The sequence below is a fragment of the Nocardia sichangensis genome (assembly GCF_047200615.1).
Classification (GTDB): Bacteria; Actinomycetota; Actinomycetes; order Mycobacteriales; family Mycobacteriaceae; genus Nocardia; species Nocardia sichangensis.
In genome coordinates, this window is record NZ_JBJZOK010000039.1 from 14576 (window position 1) to 31579 (window position 17004).

Annotated in this window: 13 protein-coding genes; 7 read left to right on the top strand and 6 right to left on the bottom strand. The window is 68.2% G+C overall.

Features of this window, described 5'->3' with window-relative positions; translation table 11 throughout:
- Nucleotides 1-41: 41 nt before the first annotated feature.
- Both ACL03I_RS34955 and ACL03I_RS34960 read right to left on the bottom strand, forming a co-directional pair.
- Nucleotides 42-533 carry a GtrA family protein gene (locus ACL03I_RS34955; protein WP_412808094.1) on the bottom strand — a complete coding sequence of 164 codons (492 nt, stop codon included), beginning with the start codon at nucleotides 531-533 and terminating at the stop codon, nucleotides 42-44.
- The gene (locus ACL03I_RS34960) at nucleotides 530-2701 is read right to left on the bottom strand and encodes a hypothetical protein (RefSeq protein ID WP_412808114.1); all 2172 of its coding nucleotides are present in this window, start codon (nucleotides 2699-2701) and stop codon (nucleotides 530-532) included. The genes ACL03I_RS34955 and ACL03I_RS34960 overlap by 4 nt, the downstream gene beginning before the upstream one ends.
- Before the next feature lie 269 nt (nucleotides 2702-2970).
- Between ACL03I_RS34960 and ACL03I_RS34965 the strand changes: the two genes are divergently transcribed.
- Together ACL03I_RS34965 and rffA are read left to right on the top strand one after the other, a co-directional pair.
- Entirely contained in the window at nucleotides 2971-4071 is a 1101-nt protein-coding gene (locus tag ACL03I_RS34965; protein ID WP_355080809.1) for a glycosyltransferase family 2 protein, read from the top strand.
- Nucleotides 4061-5200 carry a dTDP-4-amino-4,6-dideoxygalactose transaminase gene (gene rffA, locus ACL03I_RS34970; RefSeq protein ID WP_355080807.1) on the top strand — a complete coding sequence of 380 codons (1140 nt, stop codon included), beginning with the start codon at nucleotides 4061-4063 and terminating at the stop codon, nucleotides 5198-5200. Before ACL03I_RS34965 ends, rffA begins: the two co-directional genes overlap by 11 nt.
- Before the next feature lie 18 nt (nucleotides 5201-5218).
- Here the strand turns inward: rffA and ACL03I_RS34975 are convergent, their stop codons facing one another.
- Both ACL03I_RS34975 and ACL03I_RS34980 read right to left on the bottom strand, forming a co-directional pair.
- Nucleotides 5219-5818: a class I SAM-dependent methyltransferase gene (locus ACL03I_RS34975; protein ID WP_355080806.1), complete on the bottom strand. Its 600-nt coding sequence runs from the start codon at nucleotides 5816-5818 to the stop codon at nucleotides 5219-5221.
- Nucleotides 5819-5874: 56 nt separating this feature from the next.
- Complete coding sequence (locus tag ACL03I_RS34980; protein WP_355080804.1) at nucleotides 5875-8826, bottom strand: AMP-binding protein; 2952 nt, start codon at nucleotides 8824-8826, stop codon at nucleotides 5875-5877.
- Between the two features lie 805 nt (nucleotides 8827-9631).
- On the opposite strand from ACL03I_RS34980, the gene ACL03I_RS34985 reads away from it, so the two are divergent.
- The 5 genes from ACL03I_RS34985 to ACL03I_RS35005 all read left to right on the top strand — a co-directional run bounded on the left by ACL03I_RS34985 (nucleotide 9632) and on the right by ACL03I_RS35005 (nucleotide 14758).
- Nucleotides 9632-11038 carry a family 2B encapsulin nanocompartment shell protein gene (locus ACL03I_RS34985; protein ID WP_355080802.1) on the top strand — a complete coding sequence of 469 codons (1407 nt, stop codon included), beginning with the start codon at nucleotides 9632-9634 and terminating at the stop codon, nucleotides 11036-11038.
- A gap of 14 nt (nucleotides 11039-11052) precedes the next feature.
- A complete protein-coding gene (locus tag ACL03I_RS34990; RefSeq protein ID WP_412808095.1) occupies nucleotides 11053-12621 on the top strand; it encodes a family 2 encapsulin nanocompartment cargo protein terpene cyclase in 1569 nt (522 codons plus the stop codon).
- A 43-nt stretch (nucleotides 12622-12664) separates the two neighbouring features.
- Complete coding sequence (locus tag ACL03I_RS34995; RefSeq protein ID WP_355080798.1) at nucleotides 12665-13537, top strand: geranyl diphosphate 2-C-methyltransferase; 873 nt, start codon at nucleotides 12665-12667, stop codon at nucleotides 13535-13537.
- A complete protein-coding gene (gene idi, locus ACL03I_RS35000) occupies nucleotides 13534-14109 on the top strand; it encodes an isopentenyl-diphosphate Delta-isomerase (RefSeq protein WP_355080797.1) in 576 nt (191 codons plus the stop codon). Before ACL03I_RS34995 ends, idi begins: the two co-directional genes overlap by 4 nt.
- 298 nt (nucleotides 14110-14407) lie before the next feature.
- Nucleotides 14408-14758: a hypothetical protein gene (locus ACL03I_RS35005; RefSeq protein WP_355080795.1), complete on the top strand. Its 351-nt coding sequence runs from the start codon at nucleotides 14408-14410 to the stop codon at nucleotides 14756-14758.
- 7 nt (nucleotides 14759-14765) lie between these two features.
- On the opposite strand, the gene ACL03I_RS35010 is transcribed toward ACL03I_RS35005, so the two are convergent.
- Both ACL03I_RS35010 and ACL03I_RS35015 read right to left on the bottom strand, forming a co-directional pair.
- Entirely contained in the window at nucleotides 14766-15494 is a 729-nt protein-coding gene (locus ACL03I_RS35010; RefSeq protein WP_412808096.1) for an aspartate/glutamate racemase family protein, read from the bottom strand.
- On the bottom strand, nucleotides 15494-16981 hold the full coding sequence (locus ACL03I_RS35015) for an NCS1 family nucleobase:cation symporter-1 (RefSeq protein ID WP_364430224.1): 1488 nt from the start codon (nucleotides 16979-16981) through the stop codon (nucleotides 15494-15496). The genes ACL03I_RS35010 and ACL03I_RS35015 overlap by 1 nt, the downstream gene beginning before the upstream one ends.
- Between the last annotated feature and the right edge of the window lie 23 nt (nucleotides 16982-17004).

Genomic DNA, 17004 nt, shown 5'->3' on the forward strand with positions numbered 1-17004 from the left:
CGCTCCGGCAAGCCAGTACCGGGATGCCATTCGGTGACGCGTCATCCGGTCGCGTTCTCGGTCCGCGCCTCCGGCTTGCGGCGGAACGAAATGTAGCGATGGCCGAAGAAACTGACGACGGCGACCAGGCCCATCACCACGACGGCCGACGGAATCCGCGGCAGGTGCAGCACCGAGACCGCCAGCGACAGCAGCACCGTGTTCATCAGCAGCCCACCGGAATTCACCACGACGAAGCCCGCGAAGTCGCGCAGCACTCGGCCGCGCACCCGGAACACGAGCGTCCGGTGCAGGACGAAAGCGACGACGATGCCGACGGCGTAGGCCAGCACGACCGCCACGGCGGGCGGCCACGCGTCACCCAGCACCGCCAGCCACACCACGGTCAGCGCGATCCCGAGCAGGGTGTTGCACGCGCCGACCAGCGCGAAGGCGACCTCCTGCCGCCGGACCACCCGCACCAGGAGTCCGGCCGCGGGCCCGTCGCCCACCGCGTCGGCGCCCACGGCGACCGGAGGCGGGTTCGTCGTCACGAAACGACGTCCGCCAACTGGCGATCCGGTTCGGCGGGCTCGGCGGCGGCGCTCTCCTCCGGCTCCTCGCGGCGCCGGGACCGTACGTACAGCCACTGCAGGACGCCGATGCCGAGCACACCCGCCACCACGGCGGCGATGCCGATCTTCCAGCCGGGCGGACGCCAGGTCAGCACCAGTTCGGCGTCCTGGGTGCCCGCGGGAACATCGACGGCGATGAAGGACTTGGCGACCGTCGTGATCGGAAGCGACTTGCCGTTCAACGTGACTCGGTACCCCGGCCAGCCCAGCCGAGCGAACACGACCCGGCCGCCTTCGGCCGAGGACACGCGCACCCGGCTGGTGGTATCGGTCTCGGAGATCGATGTCGCTGTCGCTTTCTGGGTCGCCGTCACGCGGCCGTTCGTCGTCGAGATCGGTCCGCCGACGCGTTCCAGCACCGCGATGTAGCGCTCGTGCCCGGGATACTCGACCCACGTCCAGCCCTCGGGTGCGGGCTGGCCGGGCGCGTCCGGGAACAGCGCCCGCTGCACCACCACGCGGTCCAGGTTCATCAGATCGACCAACGGCCGCCCGGTGGTCGGCTCCGGCGCGAACATGCGCCGGTAGGCGTCCGGGCAGACACTGCCGTCCCAGCGCATGCACAGCAGCTCACCGAAGTAGAAATGGCCGCTGGGGGTGTACCCGTTGACGTAGTTCAGCTCGAGTCCGCGGGCGTAGTTACCGAAGACGAGCGAGCCGTGGGCCGCCTCGATGCTCTTGTCCTGCGGCTGCAGCAGTCCGCGGTCGCCCAGCTGGATGGTGTTGCCCGCGAAGTCCGGGAACGCGGCCATCGCCTCCGAACGATTCGTCGGCAGATTCCACGACATCGGCGTGGGTTGCGCGGCATCGACCTGGAAATAGGCGATCGGGAACATCGCGACGATGGTCAGGGCGCACGCCGCCGCGGTGCCCTTGGCGCGCCCGAGCCACACCACCGCCGCCACCAGCGCCGCCAGCGCCAAGGCCGCGATGACGTGCCAGATGGCGTCGTGCGGGTCGGCGGAGAAGGAGCGCACCCACAGCAGCAGGATCAGCACGCCCGCCGCGATGCCGCGGTTCTTCGGATCGCGGAACGTCCCGAAACGCCCCAGCAGCACGCACACCAGGACCAGCAGCCCGATGGCCAGCATCGGCAGCACGCGTGCGGGCCAGCGCAGCGGCCCGACGGAACCGGGGCCCGCCGTCCACATCAGCATCATGATCGCGAAGATCGCGATCGCGCTGAGCTCCCGCCACGCCTCCTTGGCTCGCCGCCAGTCGACGAACGCCAGGGCGGGGACCAGGAACCAGGCGATGTAGGTGACCGGCAGCGGCTGCACGTAACCCCACCACGACGTGAAGGCGGGCATCGAACTGGGCAGGCTGGCGTTCAGCGACTCCGACCACGGCACCGTCAGGAACTGGTCGTTGTTGATCTGCGCGGTGCCGCGCCAGGTCACCTTGGCCGACAGCATGCTCGGCAGGAAGGTCAGCAGGCCCGCGAGCCCGGCGCAGCCCGCCGCCAGCGTCAGCCGCAGCACCGGCTGCCACTTACGCTGGTACACGAGCTCGCCGACGGCCACGGCCAGCAGCATCAGCACCGCTTCGACCGCGGGGAAGATGTACTGCGTCGAGATGGTCAGGTACAGGTAGACGAAAACCGGAACGGGCCCGCCTCGACCGCGCGTGTAGCGGACCGAGGCCGCCCAGGCGTGCACCATCCACGCTGTGCCGGTGAGCGCGGTCATCCAGCTGGCTTCGTCGAAGAACAGGAAGAAGCCCGACAGCGGCAGCGCGATACCCGCCACCGCCGACCAGGCGGGCCGCCCGCCGTAGACGAGGCAGACGCGGTACACGCCGAGCGCGGCGATGATCGAGAAGATCAGCTTCACGACGGTGGCGTACAGCGCGACGTTGTCCATCGAGGGCGCGATCAGATCGATCAGCAGTTGCGGCGGGTTGAACAGGCCCGCGTCGTCCATGGTGTTGTTGCCCGCCATCCAGTGCTCGGGCACCATGACCGGAAAATCGCCTGCGCGCAGCGCACGGCCGAGGCCGACCCACAACGAGGTGTACTGGGACTCGGTGTCGTCGGTGAAGAAATGCCGGGCGTTGGCGAGCAGGACAGCGAGGTAACCCGCGACCACTCCGAGCGCGGTGATGACCCCCCACCGGTAGACATCTCGCCGCGAATACGCGTCCGGCGGCGAGTCGAGCACAGCACTGTCCGTCACGAGTTCCAAACCCTACAGGGCGGCTCCCGGCTTGGCATCGGTCGCGGACGCCACCAAGATGAGGGCATGATCAGCTGCTCCGCTGGCCACCCGGCGCACCGTGCTAGAGTCCACACCGGTTCGGGCTCCGCAGTTCTGCCACGAGTACCGGCACGCACCGTCATCGAAAGTCGATCCAGCTGATGCCGATCCCACCCGCCCGCACACTCCGTTCCGGCGCCCCCGCGACGAACGGTGACCCGGCACGGCCCGGCGTGGACCGGCCGCACACGGTGTCGGTGGTCGTGCCGGTGTACCGAGGCGAGGACACGATCGCCGGTCTGGTCGCCGAACTGCACGATCTCACGCGCACCACCGAGACTCCCGGCGGCACCCCGTTCGTCGTCTCCGAGATCATCCTGGTGCACGACCACGGCCCGGACCGCTCCGACGTGGTGCTGCAAGAACTGCAACGGACCTATCCGACCGTGCGCACCGTCTGGCTCAGCCGCAACTTCGGCCAGGACGCCGCGACGATCGCCGGGATGTCGGCCGCGGCCGGTGACTGGATCGTCACCATGGACGAGGACGGCCAGCACGATCCCCGCTTCATCAGCACGTTCCTGGACACGGCGCTGGCGCAGCGCGCCGATCTGGTCTACTCCAAGCCGAGCAACACCAGGCCGCACGGCTTCCTGCGCAATCTGACCTCGCGCGGAGCCAAGCTGGTGCTCGCGACGCTGTTCGCGTTCCCGGATTCCACCCGGTTCGAGAGCTACCGGCTGATCCGCGGGGACATCGGCAGGCAACTGGCCGAGGTCGCGTCCAACGGCGTCTACCTGGACGTCGCGCTGACCTGGGTGGTCGGCGCCGTCGCGCAGGCGCCGGTGGTGCTGCGCGCCGAGGGCAGGGAGGAGTCCGGCTACAACTACCGCCGCCTGTTCTCGCTGTTCTGGAAGATGGTGCTGTGCAGCGGGACCCGCGGGTTGCGGCTGGTCAGCCTGCTCGGCGTCACCCTGGCGCTGGCCGGCGGCGTGATGGCCGCGGTCGTCGTGATCGAAGCGCTGACCACCGACGGCTGGGCGCCGGAAGGCTGGGCATCCACCATCGTGGTGCTGCTGCTGTGCTCCGGCGCCATCCTGTTCTCACTCGGACTCATCGCCGAGTACCTGGGCGTGGCGCTGCACATCCTGGTGGGCAAACCGCTCTATCTGACCGTCGAGACGCCGACACCGCGTCCGGCGGACACTTCGGAAATGACCGCGACCACCGCCAGCAGGGGGACCGACCGGGTTGAGCACTGACCGCGTCATCTTCAGCCGTCCGTACCGGGCGCGCCGGGAATTAGCGAATCTGGAGGCCGTGCTGGCCTCCGACCACAGCCACGGCGACGGACAGTTCACCGCGTCGGCCACCGCGAAGCTGAAGGCGATCACGGGCGCTCCACACGCCCTGCTCACCACGTCCTGCACATCCGCGCTGGAAATGGCGGGCCTGCTGCTGGAGTTGGGGCCCGACGACGAAGTGATCGTGCCCAGCTTCGCCTTCACCTCCACCGCCACCTCGATGGCGCTGCGTGGCGCCACGTGCGTCTTCGCCGACATCGATCCGGCCACCGGGAACCTGGACCCTGAGTCGGTGGCGGCCGTGGTCACCGAGCGGACGAAGGCCGTGGTGGTCATCCACTACGGTGGCGTCGCCGCCGACATGGCCGGACTGCTCGACCTGGCGAACGCGCACGGCTTCGCCGTCGTGGAGGACAACGCGCACGGACTGGGCGGCACCTGGCGTGACCGGAAGCTCGGCACCATCGGCACGATGGGCACGCTGAGCTTCCACGACACCAAGAACGTGCACTGCGGTGAGGGCGGCGCGCTGCTGCTCACCGACGAGATCCTGATGGCGCGCGCCGAGATCATCCGGGAGAAGGGCACCGACCGGGCCCGGTTCCTGCGCGGCGCCGTGGACAAGTACTCCTGGCAGGACATCGGCTCCAGCTACCTGCCCAGCGAGCTGAACGCGGCCGTGCTCGACGCGCAGTTGGACGAGTTCGACACCATCCAGGCCGGACGCCACCGGGTGTGGGACGCCTACGCCGCCGCCCTGCCGGATTGGGCCGAGCGCAACGATGTCCGTCTGATGTCCGTGCCCGCCGATCGCGGGCACACCGCGCATCTGTACTACCTGCGGACCCCGAACGAGCGCCGCCGCGACGACCTGATCGCGCACCTCGCGGCGCGGGGTATCTCCGCACCGTTCCACTACATCCCATTGGATTCCAGCCCGGCCGGGTTCAAACTCGGCCGCACGCCGCGGGCCTGCGCCCGCAGCGCGGAGTTCTCCGGAACCGTCGTGCGTCTGCCGCTCTGGCCGGATCTCACCGACGCACAGGTGGCCCGCGTCGTGGACGCGGTCACCGCGTTCACCGTGTGAACCGGCCCGCACGCCGGTTCACGCGGTGAGTATGTAGAGCTTCTCCCGCCCGCCCGCGATGAGGGACTGCCGCGCCACCCGCGGGCCGTACGCCGTGAAGAACTCGTCCAGCGTCCGCTCGGTGAAGCGGTGCGCTTGCTCGCCGTCGCCCGCGTCGGTGAACCGCTTGCCGATCGTGGCGAGGACCGGATTGTCGCTGGTGGCCAGGTTGCGGACCGGTTCGGCGACGATCACCCGGTCGGTGGCCGCAGCGAGCATCCGATCGAGCAGCGGGCGCGGCTCGGGCAGGAAGTGGTAGAGGCTGGCCTGCATGATGACGTAATCGGCCGTGGGCAGCGCGTCGCCGGAATGCAAATTCCACACCTTGCCCCGACCGCCCGCTTCGTTCACGCGCGCGACGAAGCGCTCGTTCAGATCGAGCCCGGTGTAGTCGACCGACTTGTGGCGCAAGTAGCGGGTGTAGAGCGTCGCGGGTCCGCAGCACAGATCGACCACGCTCGCCCCTTCCGGGACGAGTTCCGCGATAGCGCGATACCGAGCCGTGTAGTGCTTGCCGTACAACCCGCGCATCAGGACCTCGTAGACAGTCCCGTTGCGGTAAATGAGGCTCGTTCCCACAGGCACTCACTATGCCATCGGTCGATGAATCCGGCTCTTCGGCAACATGTATCGCGTCAGCCACCGAGCAGCGCGCGCGCTTGGTCGTCGGTGAGGATCTCGTAGGCGTCCGATGCCCGGTTGTACCACCAGGTATCCGGCCCCGGCTCCGGCCTGCCCGCCGCCTGCACGGCGCGGGCGGACGGACGGAACGACGGGCTGCGCGGGATGTCGTCCACCACGTACACCAGGTCGGGCCGCTGGTCCGGGTCCAGCACCCGCAACGCCTCGGTGACATCCTTCGGGTCCAGGCGGAGACCTTCGCGCACGCTCACCGCGGCCACCGCGATGCAATGGTCGTCGACGTTCAGTCCGTAGGTGACTTCCATGTCCACAGCGGTGATGTCGTTGAGCACGTCGACGATCGGCTGACCGAAGACCGGCCCGCGCCGGGTGTGGATCACCGTGTCCGTGCGGTCCATCAGCCAGTAGTCGCCGTCGCTGTCGCGGCGGAACAGATTCTCCGTCGGCATCCAGGAGTCGCCCGCCGTGAAGACCCCGCGCAGGCCGCCCGCGGAGATGTCGACGCCGTCGGACGCCTTGCCGATCAGCAGACCCACCTCGTTGTCCGCGCAACGGCGGGCGTAGCCGGATCCGTCGACCAGGATGCGTTCGGTGAGCGGGTCGTAGGCGACCAGTTCCACCTTCGCGGTGCCGGGAACCGGCCTCCCCTTGCATCCGCGTTTCACCCCGGCCACGTTGGCCAGCACCACGTCACCCTCGATCGAGGCGTAGTACTCGAGCACGCGGGCGGGCTCGAACTGCTCCACGGTGCGCCGCCACAGTCCGGCGGGCATTCCGGAGCCGATGAACAAACGGATCGGGTGGCTGTGGCCGTCCGGGAACACCTCCGCGTCGAGGATGTCGCGCAGCATGGTCCAGGTGTAGGTCACCACGGTGACGCCGTAGCGGTGCACCTCCTCGGCGAAGCGCGCCGGGTCGAGCGACCGGGCCAGCGAGACCCGGCTGCCACCCGCGATCGCCCCGCCGAGACTGACCAGCAGCCCGGACGAATGATGCAGCGGCGCAAGGCAGTACACCGTGTCCCTGCGATTGAGATCGGCCGTGGTCGCGGTGCCGAACGCCGACAGCGCCCAGCGGTGGTTGGTGATGTACTTCGTCTCCAGCCGGTCACCGGTGCCGGTGACGAGCACGAACGCCAGCTCGCGCGCCAGACCGGGGTCCGGCCGGTACCAGGCGGGCACCCGCACCCGCGCCGGGTCGATCTGCTCGAGGTCGATCAGGCGGTCGGTCGTGGGCAGCGCCAGCTCGCGCGTGCTACCACCGCCGAGCACCAGCACCCTGGCGTCGGTCGCGGCGGCCTGCCGCAGGTTCTCCGGATCGGAGATCAGCGTCTCGACGCCGGTGAGCTCGATCGCGCGGCGCAGGTCGCTGTGCGGGGCGAGCAGCACCGCCACCGCGCCCAGCCGCGACAGCGCCGCGACCGAGGCCAGCGCGCTGGGCCGGGTCTCCATCACCACGCCGACCCGCATGGCCGGGCGCACGCCCACCGAGATCAGGCCGCGCACCACGTTGTCGATGCGCTCGTTGACCGCCGCGTTGGTGTGCACGCGGTCGTCGAACAGGAAAAGGTCCCGCTGCGGCGCGCGGCGCGTCTGCTCGGTCAGCAAACGGCCGAGCGATATGCGGGTGTGCGGCTGGATCATGCCGAGGCGGGTCAGCCTGGGCAGAGCCCGCGCGGCCTCTCCCGCCAGTTCGATCGATCCGCGCACCGTGTTGCTCGCGATGCCTTCGAGGGCCTTGCCGACGCCGGTGCCCGCCTCGGCCAGCGTCGCGGCGGTGTGCACCACCCGGGTGGCCGCCGAGCGGGGGCGATTGCTGGGCACGTGCTCGGTCATCGGCACGATCTCAGGGGGCAGCGGCTTGTCGCCGTTCATCCATTCCACCCACTGCCGCACCAGCGGCCAGGTGTGTTTGCTGGCCATGCTTCCGGCCACCAGGCCGAAGTGGCCCGCGACCAATGTCGCCTCGTAGACCTCCGCGTTCGGCGCGGCCCGCACGATGCCGCGCACCGCGGCGGGCTGTCCGATGTCGTCGACCTCGCCGACGAACGCCAGGATCGGGCATTTCAGTTCGGCCAGCGAGATCGGGTGATCGCGAATCACGAAACCGCCGAGCATCAGTCGGTTGTGCGCGACGAATTGCTTGAGCAGATCCGCCGCGGCCGGGCCCGCGTAACCGACCCAGCCTTCACTGTTGAGGAATCGGCGCTGGCGCTCCTTCGGCAACAACGCCTCGCGGTCGTGCAGCTGAAGCAGGAAGTCGATCCTCGACTTGGCCGTCTTCACCGGATCGAGCAACTGGAAGCCGATGCGCACCATGGAGTCGGTGATCGGCAACCGGGTGACCACATGATCGGCCAGGAAGTCCGCGACGTCGGAGACCATGCCGTAGGGCAGCCCGAACGGCATGCCCGCGACGATGTCGACCGGGCTGCCGAAGGTGACGATGCTGTCCACGCCCTTGCCGTACCGGTAGGCGGCGGTCTGGTAGGCGAACATGCCGCCCTGCGAGTAGCCCATCAGGTGCACGCCGCTGCCGGTGGCCTCGTTGACGGTGTCGATCGCGCTGTTGACGGCCAGCACGTGGTCGGCGAGATCGCGCTGCCAGCCGCCCTCCTCGCTGGCGGGCGAGCCGAAGTCCACCACCCAGCAGTCGATGCCGCCGCGGTGCAGGATCCCGACGGCGCCCTCTTCGGCGTTCACATCCCAGATGTCGGCGTTCACCATGAGCGGCGGGACCAGCACGGCCACCGGGCGCCCCGGCGTCGTGTCGTCGGGGAAGTAATGCCGCAGCCGGTACATGCGTCTGCGTTCCACGACCTCGAACGGCGAGGACGCCACGTCAGGGGTCAGTCCGCCGAAGCGGATGACCTCCAGGCCGTTCTGCGCGGTCGCCATCAACCGCTGTACCGAGCCCACCACAACCTTCGCATTCAACTTCACCATCGCTCCTGGCCCTACCCTAGAACGTGACCCGCATCACACACGGCGACGTGTTCAGACGAGCTTCCCACACCACTTGTCCATTATGTGTCCGCTGTGACACGTCACATGCCAGGTTGCCGCAGTCGGCTCCCTGACGGTCACGTATCGACGCGGAAACATTCCATCGCGGCAGCCCCGGCCACCGGCAACCCGGATAGGTCAGCGTCATCGGTGTGCCCGGGCGCCCGCCACCGTTTTCACGCCGCGCCGGAATACGGGCGCACATCGATCGAGGGGTCACCTAGTCGACCCGTATCCCGGCAGCACCCACGCCCCGGCTCGGACATGGCTTACGTCCGGCAGCACAGCGGGTAGGGACATCGCTCGCGACCGGTGGATGCCACGGCATGGCCGCGATGGCCACTCCGGCCGCCCGATTCGCCCACATCGAGAGAGCGCCGGGCACCACTTGCGGCCGAGGCAGTCGAACGCTCACATAGCTGATCTGCCGCTACCAGAACGCAATTCGGACCGAACCTCCGGACGCAACCCGCCGTTACCGGAATCGACCGCGTGTCGTGACCATCCGGCGGGCGTCGGAACGATCTTCGAAATTTTTCTGTGCACAGCCGCTTTCGGCGTCTACCATCGATCACGTCTGGAACGCCCTGGCGCGTAGGCAAATTCGATCGATGAGCTGTCCGCGGGCACGCCCGCTGCTGTTTGATGTGAACACCCGGCGACTCTGAACTATCGACGATCTCGAATCCCCTGCTCCACAACCCGTCACCACGTCTCGGTGGCCGTCTCGAGGTGAGGACCACGCATGACCATTGAAATGCCAGTCCAAACGGAAAACAACGTGCGCAGGAGCCTGAGCACCAGTACCGCGGGCCTGCTCGCGCACACCACCAAATCCGAACCGCAGATGCAGGGCATCAGCTCGCGATGGCTCACTCGCGCGCTGCCGTGGACGCAGGTCAACGGCGGTGTATACCGAGTGAACCGCCGCCTCACCCACACCGTGGGCAACGGCGAAGTGGAATTCGTCATCGACGGCTCCACCGCACGCGTCATTCCCCTGGAATTGCAAGAACTTCCGGCGCTGCGCGGATTCGATGACGAGGACGTGCTGCGCGCCCTCGCGGACCGTTTCGAACAGCGCGATCTCGAACCGGGCATTGTGGTGGCGGAATTCGGCAATCCGATGGATCAAATTCTGCTGATCGTGCACGGCAAATTGAGCAAAATCGGGTCGGGTGAGTACGGCGAGCAGACGAAGCTCGGCATCCTCGGCGGCGGCGACTTCTTCGGCGACACGATATTGACCGAACCTTCGGCGATCTGGCCGGTCACCATCAAGACGGTCACGCGAACAACCATGTTGGTCCTTCCGCGACGATCACTCACAGAGTTCATCGACAGAACTTCGGCATTGCGCGAGCAACTTTCTCGCGTGGCTTCCGCACCCACCCATCCGCAGAACAACAAAGGCGAGGCGGACATCGCGATCGCCTCCGGCCACGCGGGCGAGCCGCTGTTGGAAGGCACGTTCGTCGATTACGACGCCGCCCCACGCCAATACGAACTCAGCCTGGCGCAGAGCGTGCTGCGAGTGCATACCCGAGTCGCCGACCTGTTCAACGACCCGATGAATCAGGTCGAGCAGCAGCTGCGCCTGACCATCGAAGCGCTCTACGAACGCCGCGAATACGACCTGGTCAACAACCCCGACTTCGGGCTGCTGCACAACTGCGATCTCAAGCAGCGCATCTACACCGAGACCGGCGCGCCCACCCCGGACGACTTCGACGAACTGCTCAGCATGCGCCGCAGCACGAAACTATTTCTTGCCCATCCGAAGGCGATCGCCGCGTTCGGACGCGAATGCACCAAGCGCGGGCTCTACCCGGATCCGGTCGAGGTGGACGGGCACCGGGTTCCGGCGTGGCGAGGCGTACCGATCTTCCCGTGCGGCAAGATCCCGATCAGCGACACCCAGACCACCTCGATCCTGGCCATGCGCACCGGCGAGAAGGACCAGGGCGTGATCGGCCTGCACCAGACCGGGATTCCGGACGAATACGAGCCGAGCCTCAACGTGCGCTTCAAGGGCATCGACGACCAGTCGATCATCTCCTACCTGATCAGCTGCTATTACTCGGCGGCCGTGCTGGTGCCCGACGCGCTCGGCGTGCTCGACAACGTCTCGGTCGCCCGGCAAGCCGACTGACCGGGGTGATGGGCATGTCGGTGCTCTCCCGCGCCGCGGCGGCGCACGCCACCGATGAGGTGGCCGCCACCGTCGTCGCGCTACTCACCAATACCCGGACAACCGCTCCGGCCGACCTGTTGTCGACGAAAGCGGCTGATTCGCCGAATATTTCGTCGGTGGCCGGACAGGCGGGGGTCACACCGCGCGCTCTGCTCGGTCCGTCCGGCCTGGGCGCCGCCGCGCTGTTGCTTCCCCGTACCGGCGCGGACGCTGCCACGACGCCCGCCGTGGCGGCGACTTCCCCTACCGCTGTCCGCGCCGGCACACCGGGAGCAGCCATCGAAGGGGCAGCCGCAGTTCTCGCCACCGCACCGGGGCCGCCCCTGGTGACGGGACGAACTCCGTTGCCCGCAGCGCCACGCATTCCCACCGGACCCACCGGGCTCGGCACGCCGTCGGCTTTGCTACACGGCCTCGCGGGGCCACCTCGCACGGGCACGCGGACGCAACCGAGCATCGGGTCGGATGCCGCGGGCGGTCCCGCACGGGTGCCACGCACACCGACCGGATCCGGCACCGCCGAGGTGTGCCGCGATCGGCAGGATCCGATTCCACCGCTGTACTGCCCGCCGCCGCTGCGTGACGATCCGGCTCTCGCCGAGGCCGTCAACATCGGCATCGTCGACTGGGCCAGGGACATCGGGTTGTACGAGGGGCGGCTGCAGGAGTTGCGCGACGCCGATTTCGGCCGGCTGATCATGCTCGCCCACCCGGACTGCGACGATGCCGACCGGCTGCTGGCGGCGGCGAAATGCGCGGTCTCGGAATGGTCCGTGGACGACTACTACTGCGAGGAGGATGCCGACGACCGGGCACCGGACGGCACCCCCTCCAGCGCCGAGGCGGAGTTGGGTCCCCGGCTCGAATTGGCGGCCGCCGCCATGGACCCGGTCCATCTTCCCGCGCGTTACGTCGCCCAGCTCGAGGCCGCTCTCGAAGCCGATCCGATCCTGCGCGCGTTTCGCACGTCCTTCGAGCACCTCGCACGCTACGCACGCCCTGCGCAACTGGCCCGGCTGCGCACCGAGATCGCGGGCTGGTTCATCGCGCTCGGAGCGGAAGCGGGCTGGCGCTCGGCGGGGCGGATGCCGCCGGTGTGGGAGTACCTCGCCAATCGGCAACCGCACAGCTTCCTGCCGTGCATGGCGCCGACCGATGTGGTCGGCGGCTACGAGTTACCGGCCGCCGAGTACACCGACCCCGCGGTGCGCCGCGTGGTCACCACCGCCGCGCTGGCCAGCCAGATGGTCAACGACCTGTATTCGATGGCGCGCGAGGATCTCTCCAACGGCAGGGAGTTCAACCTGCCGACCGTCCTGGCCGCCGAGGAGCGCTGCTCGCGCCGCGAGGCCGTGCTGCGCACCGCCGAGGTGCACGACGAACTCGTGCACCGGTTCGAACGGGAAGCGGCGCCCCTGGCCGCGCTCGGCTCGCCGGAACTACGCCGTTTCCTCGCAGGCCTGTGGGCCTGGATGGGAGGCAACCGCGCCTGGCACGCCGACAGCAAGCGCTATCGCGACCCGCACCAGAGCCACCTGTAAGAGAGCAACGAAGCAGTACCGCACCGAGAGAGGATGATCGCGCATGACCATGCTCAACCCGGAGACCGGGACCGTTCTGCGTACCAGCTACCAGAAATCCGTCGCCGCGTACTGGAACAACAACCCGAACGACGACCGGGTCAACACCAAACTCGGTGAGGTCGACGGGCTCTACCACCACCACTACGGCATCGGCGAGCCGGACCTGTCCGTGCTGACCGGCCCGGCGGACACCCGGGAGGAACGCATCGTCGCCGAACTGCACCGGCTGGAGACCGCGCAGGCGGACTTCCTGCTCGACCACCTCGGCGACGTCCGGCCCGGCGACCGGCTGCTCGACGGCGGCTCGGGGCGCGGTGGCACCAGCTTCATGGCCAACCAGCGCTTCGGCTGCCAGGTCGACGGCGTGACCATCTCCGAATATCAGGTCGGCTTCGCCAATGACCAGGCTGTTCACCGCGGCGTCGCGGACAAGGTGCGGTTCCACTTCCGCAACATGCTCGACACCGGCTTCGAGACCGGTTCCATGCGCGGGATCTGGACCAACGAGACCACGATGTACGTGGACCTCTTCGACTTGTTCAGCGAGTTCTCCCGCCTGCTGGAGCCGGGCGGACGCTACGTGTGCATCACCGGCTGCTCCAACGACGTGACCGGCGGTCGCGCGTCCTCGGTCAGCTGGATCGACGCGCACTACGGCTGCATGATCCATCCGCGCGGCGAGTACTTCCGCGCCCTGGCCGCGAACAACCTGGTGCCCATCTCCGTGACCGAACTCACCGCGGCGACCATCCCGTACTGGGAGCTGCGCACGCATTCCGAGCTCGCCACCGGCGTCGAGAAGCCGTTCCTGACCGCGTACCAGGAGGGGAGCTTCCACTACCTGCTCATCGCCGCCGATAAGGTGGGCAGGTGACCGACGCCCTCGCCCAGCCGTACACCGACCGCGAGGCCCTGCCCGTCGAACTCGTCGACGACGCGGGCCGCGCGGTCGGCGCGTGCACGGTCGCCGAGGCACACCTGGCCCCGGGACGACTGCACCGCGCGTTCTCCGTCTTGCTGTTCGACTCGGCGGGCCGGGTGCTCTTGCAGCAGCGTGCGGCGGTCAAGACCAGGTTCCCGTCACTGTGGGCCAATACCTGCTGTGGCCACCCCGCACCCGGCGAACCGGTCGCTGCCGCGGCGGGGCTGCGGCTGGCCGAGGAAATGGGCCTGACGATCGCGCTCACCGAGGCCGGGATCTACCGCTACCACGCGGCGGACCTGCGCACCGGCCGCGTCGAATCCGAGTGGGATCACGTTCTGATCGGGCGCCTCGACATCGGCAACCCTCGACCGGATCCGGCCGAGGTCGCCGACTTCGCGTGGATTCAGCCGGACGCGCTACGCGACGCGCTGGCCGACAACCCGGACGCCTACACCCCATGGCTGGCCGGTGTCCTCGACGTCGCGGAACACGCGCACGTCACAGGAACCTCTGCGCACTGATTCGTCGTATCGTTTTCTCCTGGTCCGAGGCAGCCGACCACATCTCGCCGACTGCGCAGGCGGCGCGGCTGCCTCGATCCAGCCGGCGAATTCACGACGGCTTTCCCTCCCGAGCCGTTTGTAGCTCGACATTCGCGCTGGTCGACATACTCGGCACGGTGCGTGACATCGATTGATGCGCATATCCATGTAACAACATGGAGTGAAACTGAGAGAACTCATAGGAACGGCACAGGCTGTGACCAGGACCGTTCTGCATCGTTGAGAGGTACGAGTTCTCGGTGAAGTGAGGTGCGTGATGGTGGAATTCGAGGTCACCGGAACGACGGTGACGGTGCACGTGCTCGGTGCGCATCAGCTGCTGGCGCTGCGCGACCAGCTGAGTTTCGACCTGTCCGCCGTCACCGCGCTCGGCATGGCCGGGGTCGACCGCCGCCCGCCGTGGGTGCGCACGCCCGGCACTTTCTTCCCCGGCGTGATCGCGGCGGGGACCTTCCGCGGCAAGGGCCGCAAGGAATTCTGGGACACCCGATTCGACGGACACGCCATCCGTATCGACTTGGCGGGCGCGGACGTCACACGGCTCGTGGTCGACGTGGCCGACCCGGACGCCGAACTGCGCAAGCTCGCCATCGCGGTAGCCGCCTGAGCCTCGCTCAGGCCCCGAACGATCGCAGCGAGCCGGTGTAAGGCTTCGGCGGCGGCGCGGCGAATTCGCCCCGGCCGGACTTGCGCAGACCGAGCGTGAGCAGCGATTGGACGGTCAGGGTCGCCGCCGCCACACCGTCCACCACCGGCACGCCGACCTCGGCGCGCACGTGCGCGGACAGATCGGCCATCCCCGCGCAGCCGAGGACGATCGCGTCGGACCGGTCCGCCTCGACCGCTTCCCGGCACGCTTCGGTGACGATCTTGCGCGCGTCCGGATCGGTGTCGAGGGCGAGCACGGGAATCTCGCAGGCGTGGATACCGCGGCAGAAGTGCCGCATCCCGTAGCGCTCCGCCAGATCGGCCGCCCGGCCGACGGTCCGGCCCAGGGTGGTGACCACGCTGAACCCGCGACCGAGATGAGCGGCGGTACGCATAGCGGCCTCGGCGATCCCGATCACCGGTCCACTGGCCAGCTCGCGCGCGGCGTCGAGACCGGGGTCGCCGAAGCAGGCCAGCACGTAGCCGTCGACCCCCTCGGCCTCCCCGCGCCGGATCGCGGCGAGCAGGCCGGGAACGCTGAGCGCTTCGTCGTAGTGACTTTCGATCGAGGCCGGTCCCATCTCCGAGGTCACCGCGTCGAGCAGGGTGCCAGGACCAGCGACGGCCCTGGCACACCGCTCGATCGTGTCGGTCATCGCCCGGGAGGTATTGGGGTTGACCACACGGATATGCATCAGGCCGCGCTCTCCCGCATCGCCGGCCAGGTGCGTGTGGCAAGGACGTAGTAGGCCACGAAGCCGAGGCCGCAACCGATGAACCAGCTGTACTGTGCCGCGGTGTACATACCGGTGACATCCTTGGCCAGCACCGGCATCACCGCGGCCAGCGCGCCGACGACCGTCGCGATCACCGCGGCCGGGTTGTATCCGCCGCGATACCAATAGCGTCCGCTGCTGGACATCGTGAACAGGTCGTCCACCGCCACGCGTTGCTTGCGTACCAGGTAGTAATCGGCGATGAGCACCCCGAACAGTGGGCCGATGAAGGCGCCGAGCACCTCCAGCGTGTAGTGGATGACCTCCGGGTTGTTGTAGAGATTCCACGGCGTGATCAGCACCGAGCCCACCGCGGCGATCATGCCGCCCGCGCGCCAGCTGACGCGCTGCGGACTCACGTGCGAGAAGTCGAAGGCGGGCGAGATGAAGTTCGCGACGATGTTGATGCCGATGGTGGCGACAGTGAAGGTCAGTGCGCCGAGCACGATCGCGAAGGTGCTGTCGATGCGCGCCACCGTGGCGACCGGGTCGGTGATCAGCTCGCCGTAGACCGGCACCGTCAGCGAGGCGGTGATCACCACCAGCAACGAGAACAGCAGGAAGTTCAGCGGGAGACCGAGCAGGTTGCCCCGGCGCACCACGGCGAAGGACTTGCCGTACCGGGAGAAGTCGCCGAAGTTCAACATCGGCCCGGAGAAGTAGGAGACCACGAGCGCGATGGCGCCCAGCATCACGGGCACCGAATCCCATCCGGTGTACCGCACTGCGCCCAGGTTCAGATCGATCGCGCCCCAGCCGGCCTTCGCGATCAGGTAACCGCACAACAGGAACATCACCACGTACACCGCGGGCCCGCAGAAGTCGATGAACCGGCGAATGGACTCCATGCCCTGCCAGAAAACGCAGGCCTGCACCACCCACAGCGTCAGGTAGCTGCCCCAGCCGAGCAGCGACAGACCGAGGAATCCGTAGTCGCCTGCCACCGCGTACGGCGCGAGGGACGGAAACAGCTTCACCAGTACGACATCCAGTGCCGCCGAAGCGAGGAATGTCTGAATGCCGTACCAGGCCACCGCGATCAGCCCGCGGATGATCGCGGGGATATTGGCGCCGAGCACGCCGAACGCACTGCGGCAGATGACCGGGTACGGCACGCCGGTCGCCTGACTCGGCTTGGCGACCAGATTGCAGAAGAAATACACCAGGGTGATCCCGATCAACAAGGCCACCAGTACCTGCCAGCTGGCCAAGCCGAGCGCGAACAAGCTACCCGCGGTGACATAGCCACCGACGCTGTGCACGTCCGACATCCAGAACGCGAAGATGTTGTAAGAGCCCCAGTTCTGCTTGCGCAGCGGCGCGAGATCGTCGTTTGTGAGCCGTGGGTCGTAGCCTGCGGGGGCGATCCGCTCGGGAGCGGGTGCCGCGGCGATGGTTTCGGTCATGGTGTTTCCCATCCGAAGGGTGA

Excerpts from the sequence above, each read along its gene's own strand:
- ACL03I_RS34965 (WP_355080809.1), top strand. The coding sequence starts at position 2,971 with ATGCCGATCCCACCCGCCCGCACACTCCGTTCCGGCGCCCCCGCGACG.
- ACL03I_RS34980 (WP_355080804.1), bottom strand. The coding sequence starts at position 8,826 with ATGGTGAAGTTGAATGCGAAGGTTGTGGTGGGCTCGGTACAGCGGTTG.
- ACL03I_RS34985 (WP_355080802.1), top strand. The coding sequence starts at position 9,632 with ATGACCATTGAAATGCCAGTCCAAACGGAAAACAACGTGCGCAGGAGC.
- ACL03I_RS34990 (WP_412808095.1), top strand. The coding sequence starts at position 11,053 with ATGTCGGTGCTCTCCCGCGCCGCGGCGGCGCACGCCACCGATGAGGTG.
- ACL03I_RS34995 (WP_355080798.1), top strand. The coding sequence starts at position 12,665 with ATGACCATGCTCAACCCGGAGACCGGGACCGTTCTGCGTACCAGCTAC.
- ACL03I_RS35005 (WP_355080795.1), top strand. The coding sequence starts at position 14,408 with ATGGTGGAATTCGAGGTCACCGGAACGACGGTGACGGTGCACGTGCTC.
- ACL03I_RS35010 (WP_412808096.1), bottom strand. The coding sequence starts at position 15,494 with ATGCATATCCGTGTGGTCAACCCCAATACCTCCCGGGCGATGACCGAC.
- ACL03I_RS35015 (WP_364430224.1), bottom strand. The coding sequence starts at position 16,981 with ATGACCGAAACCATCGCCGCGGCACCCGCTCCCGAGCGGATCGCCCCC.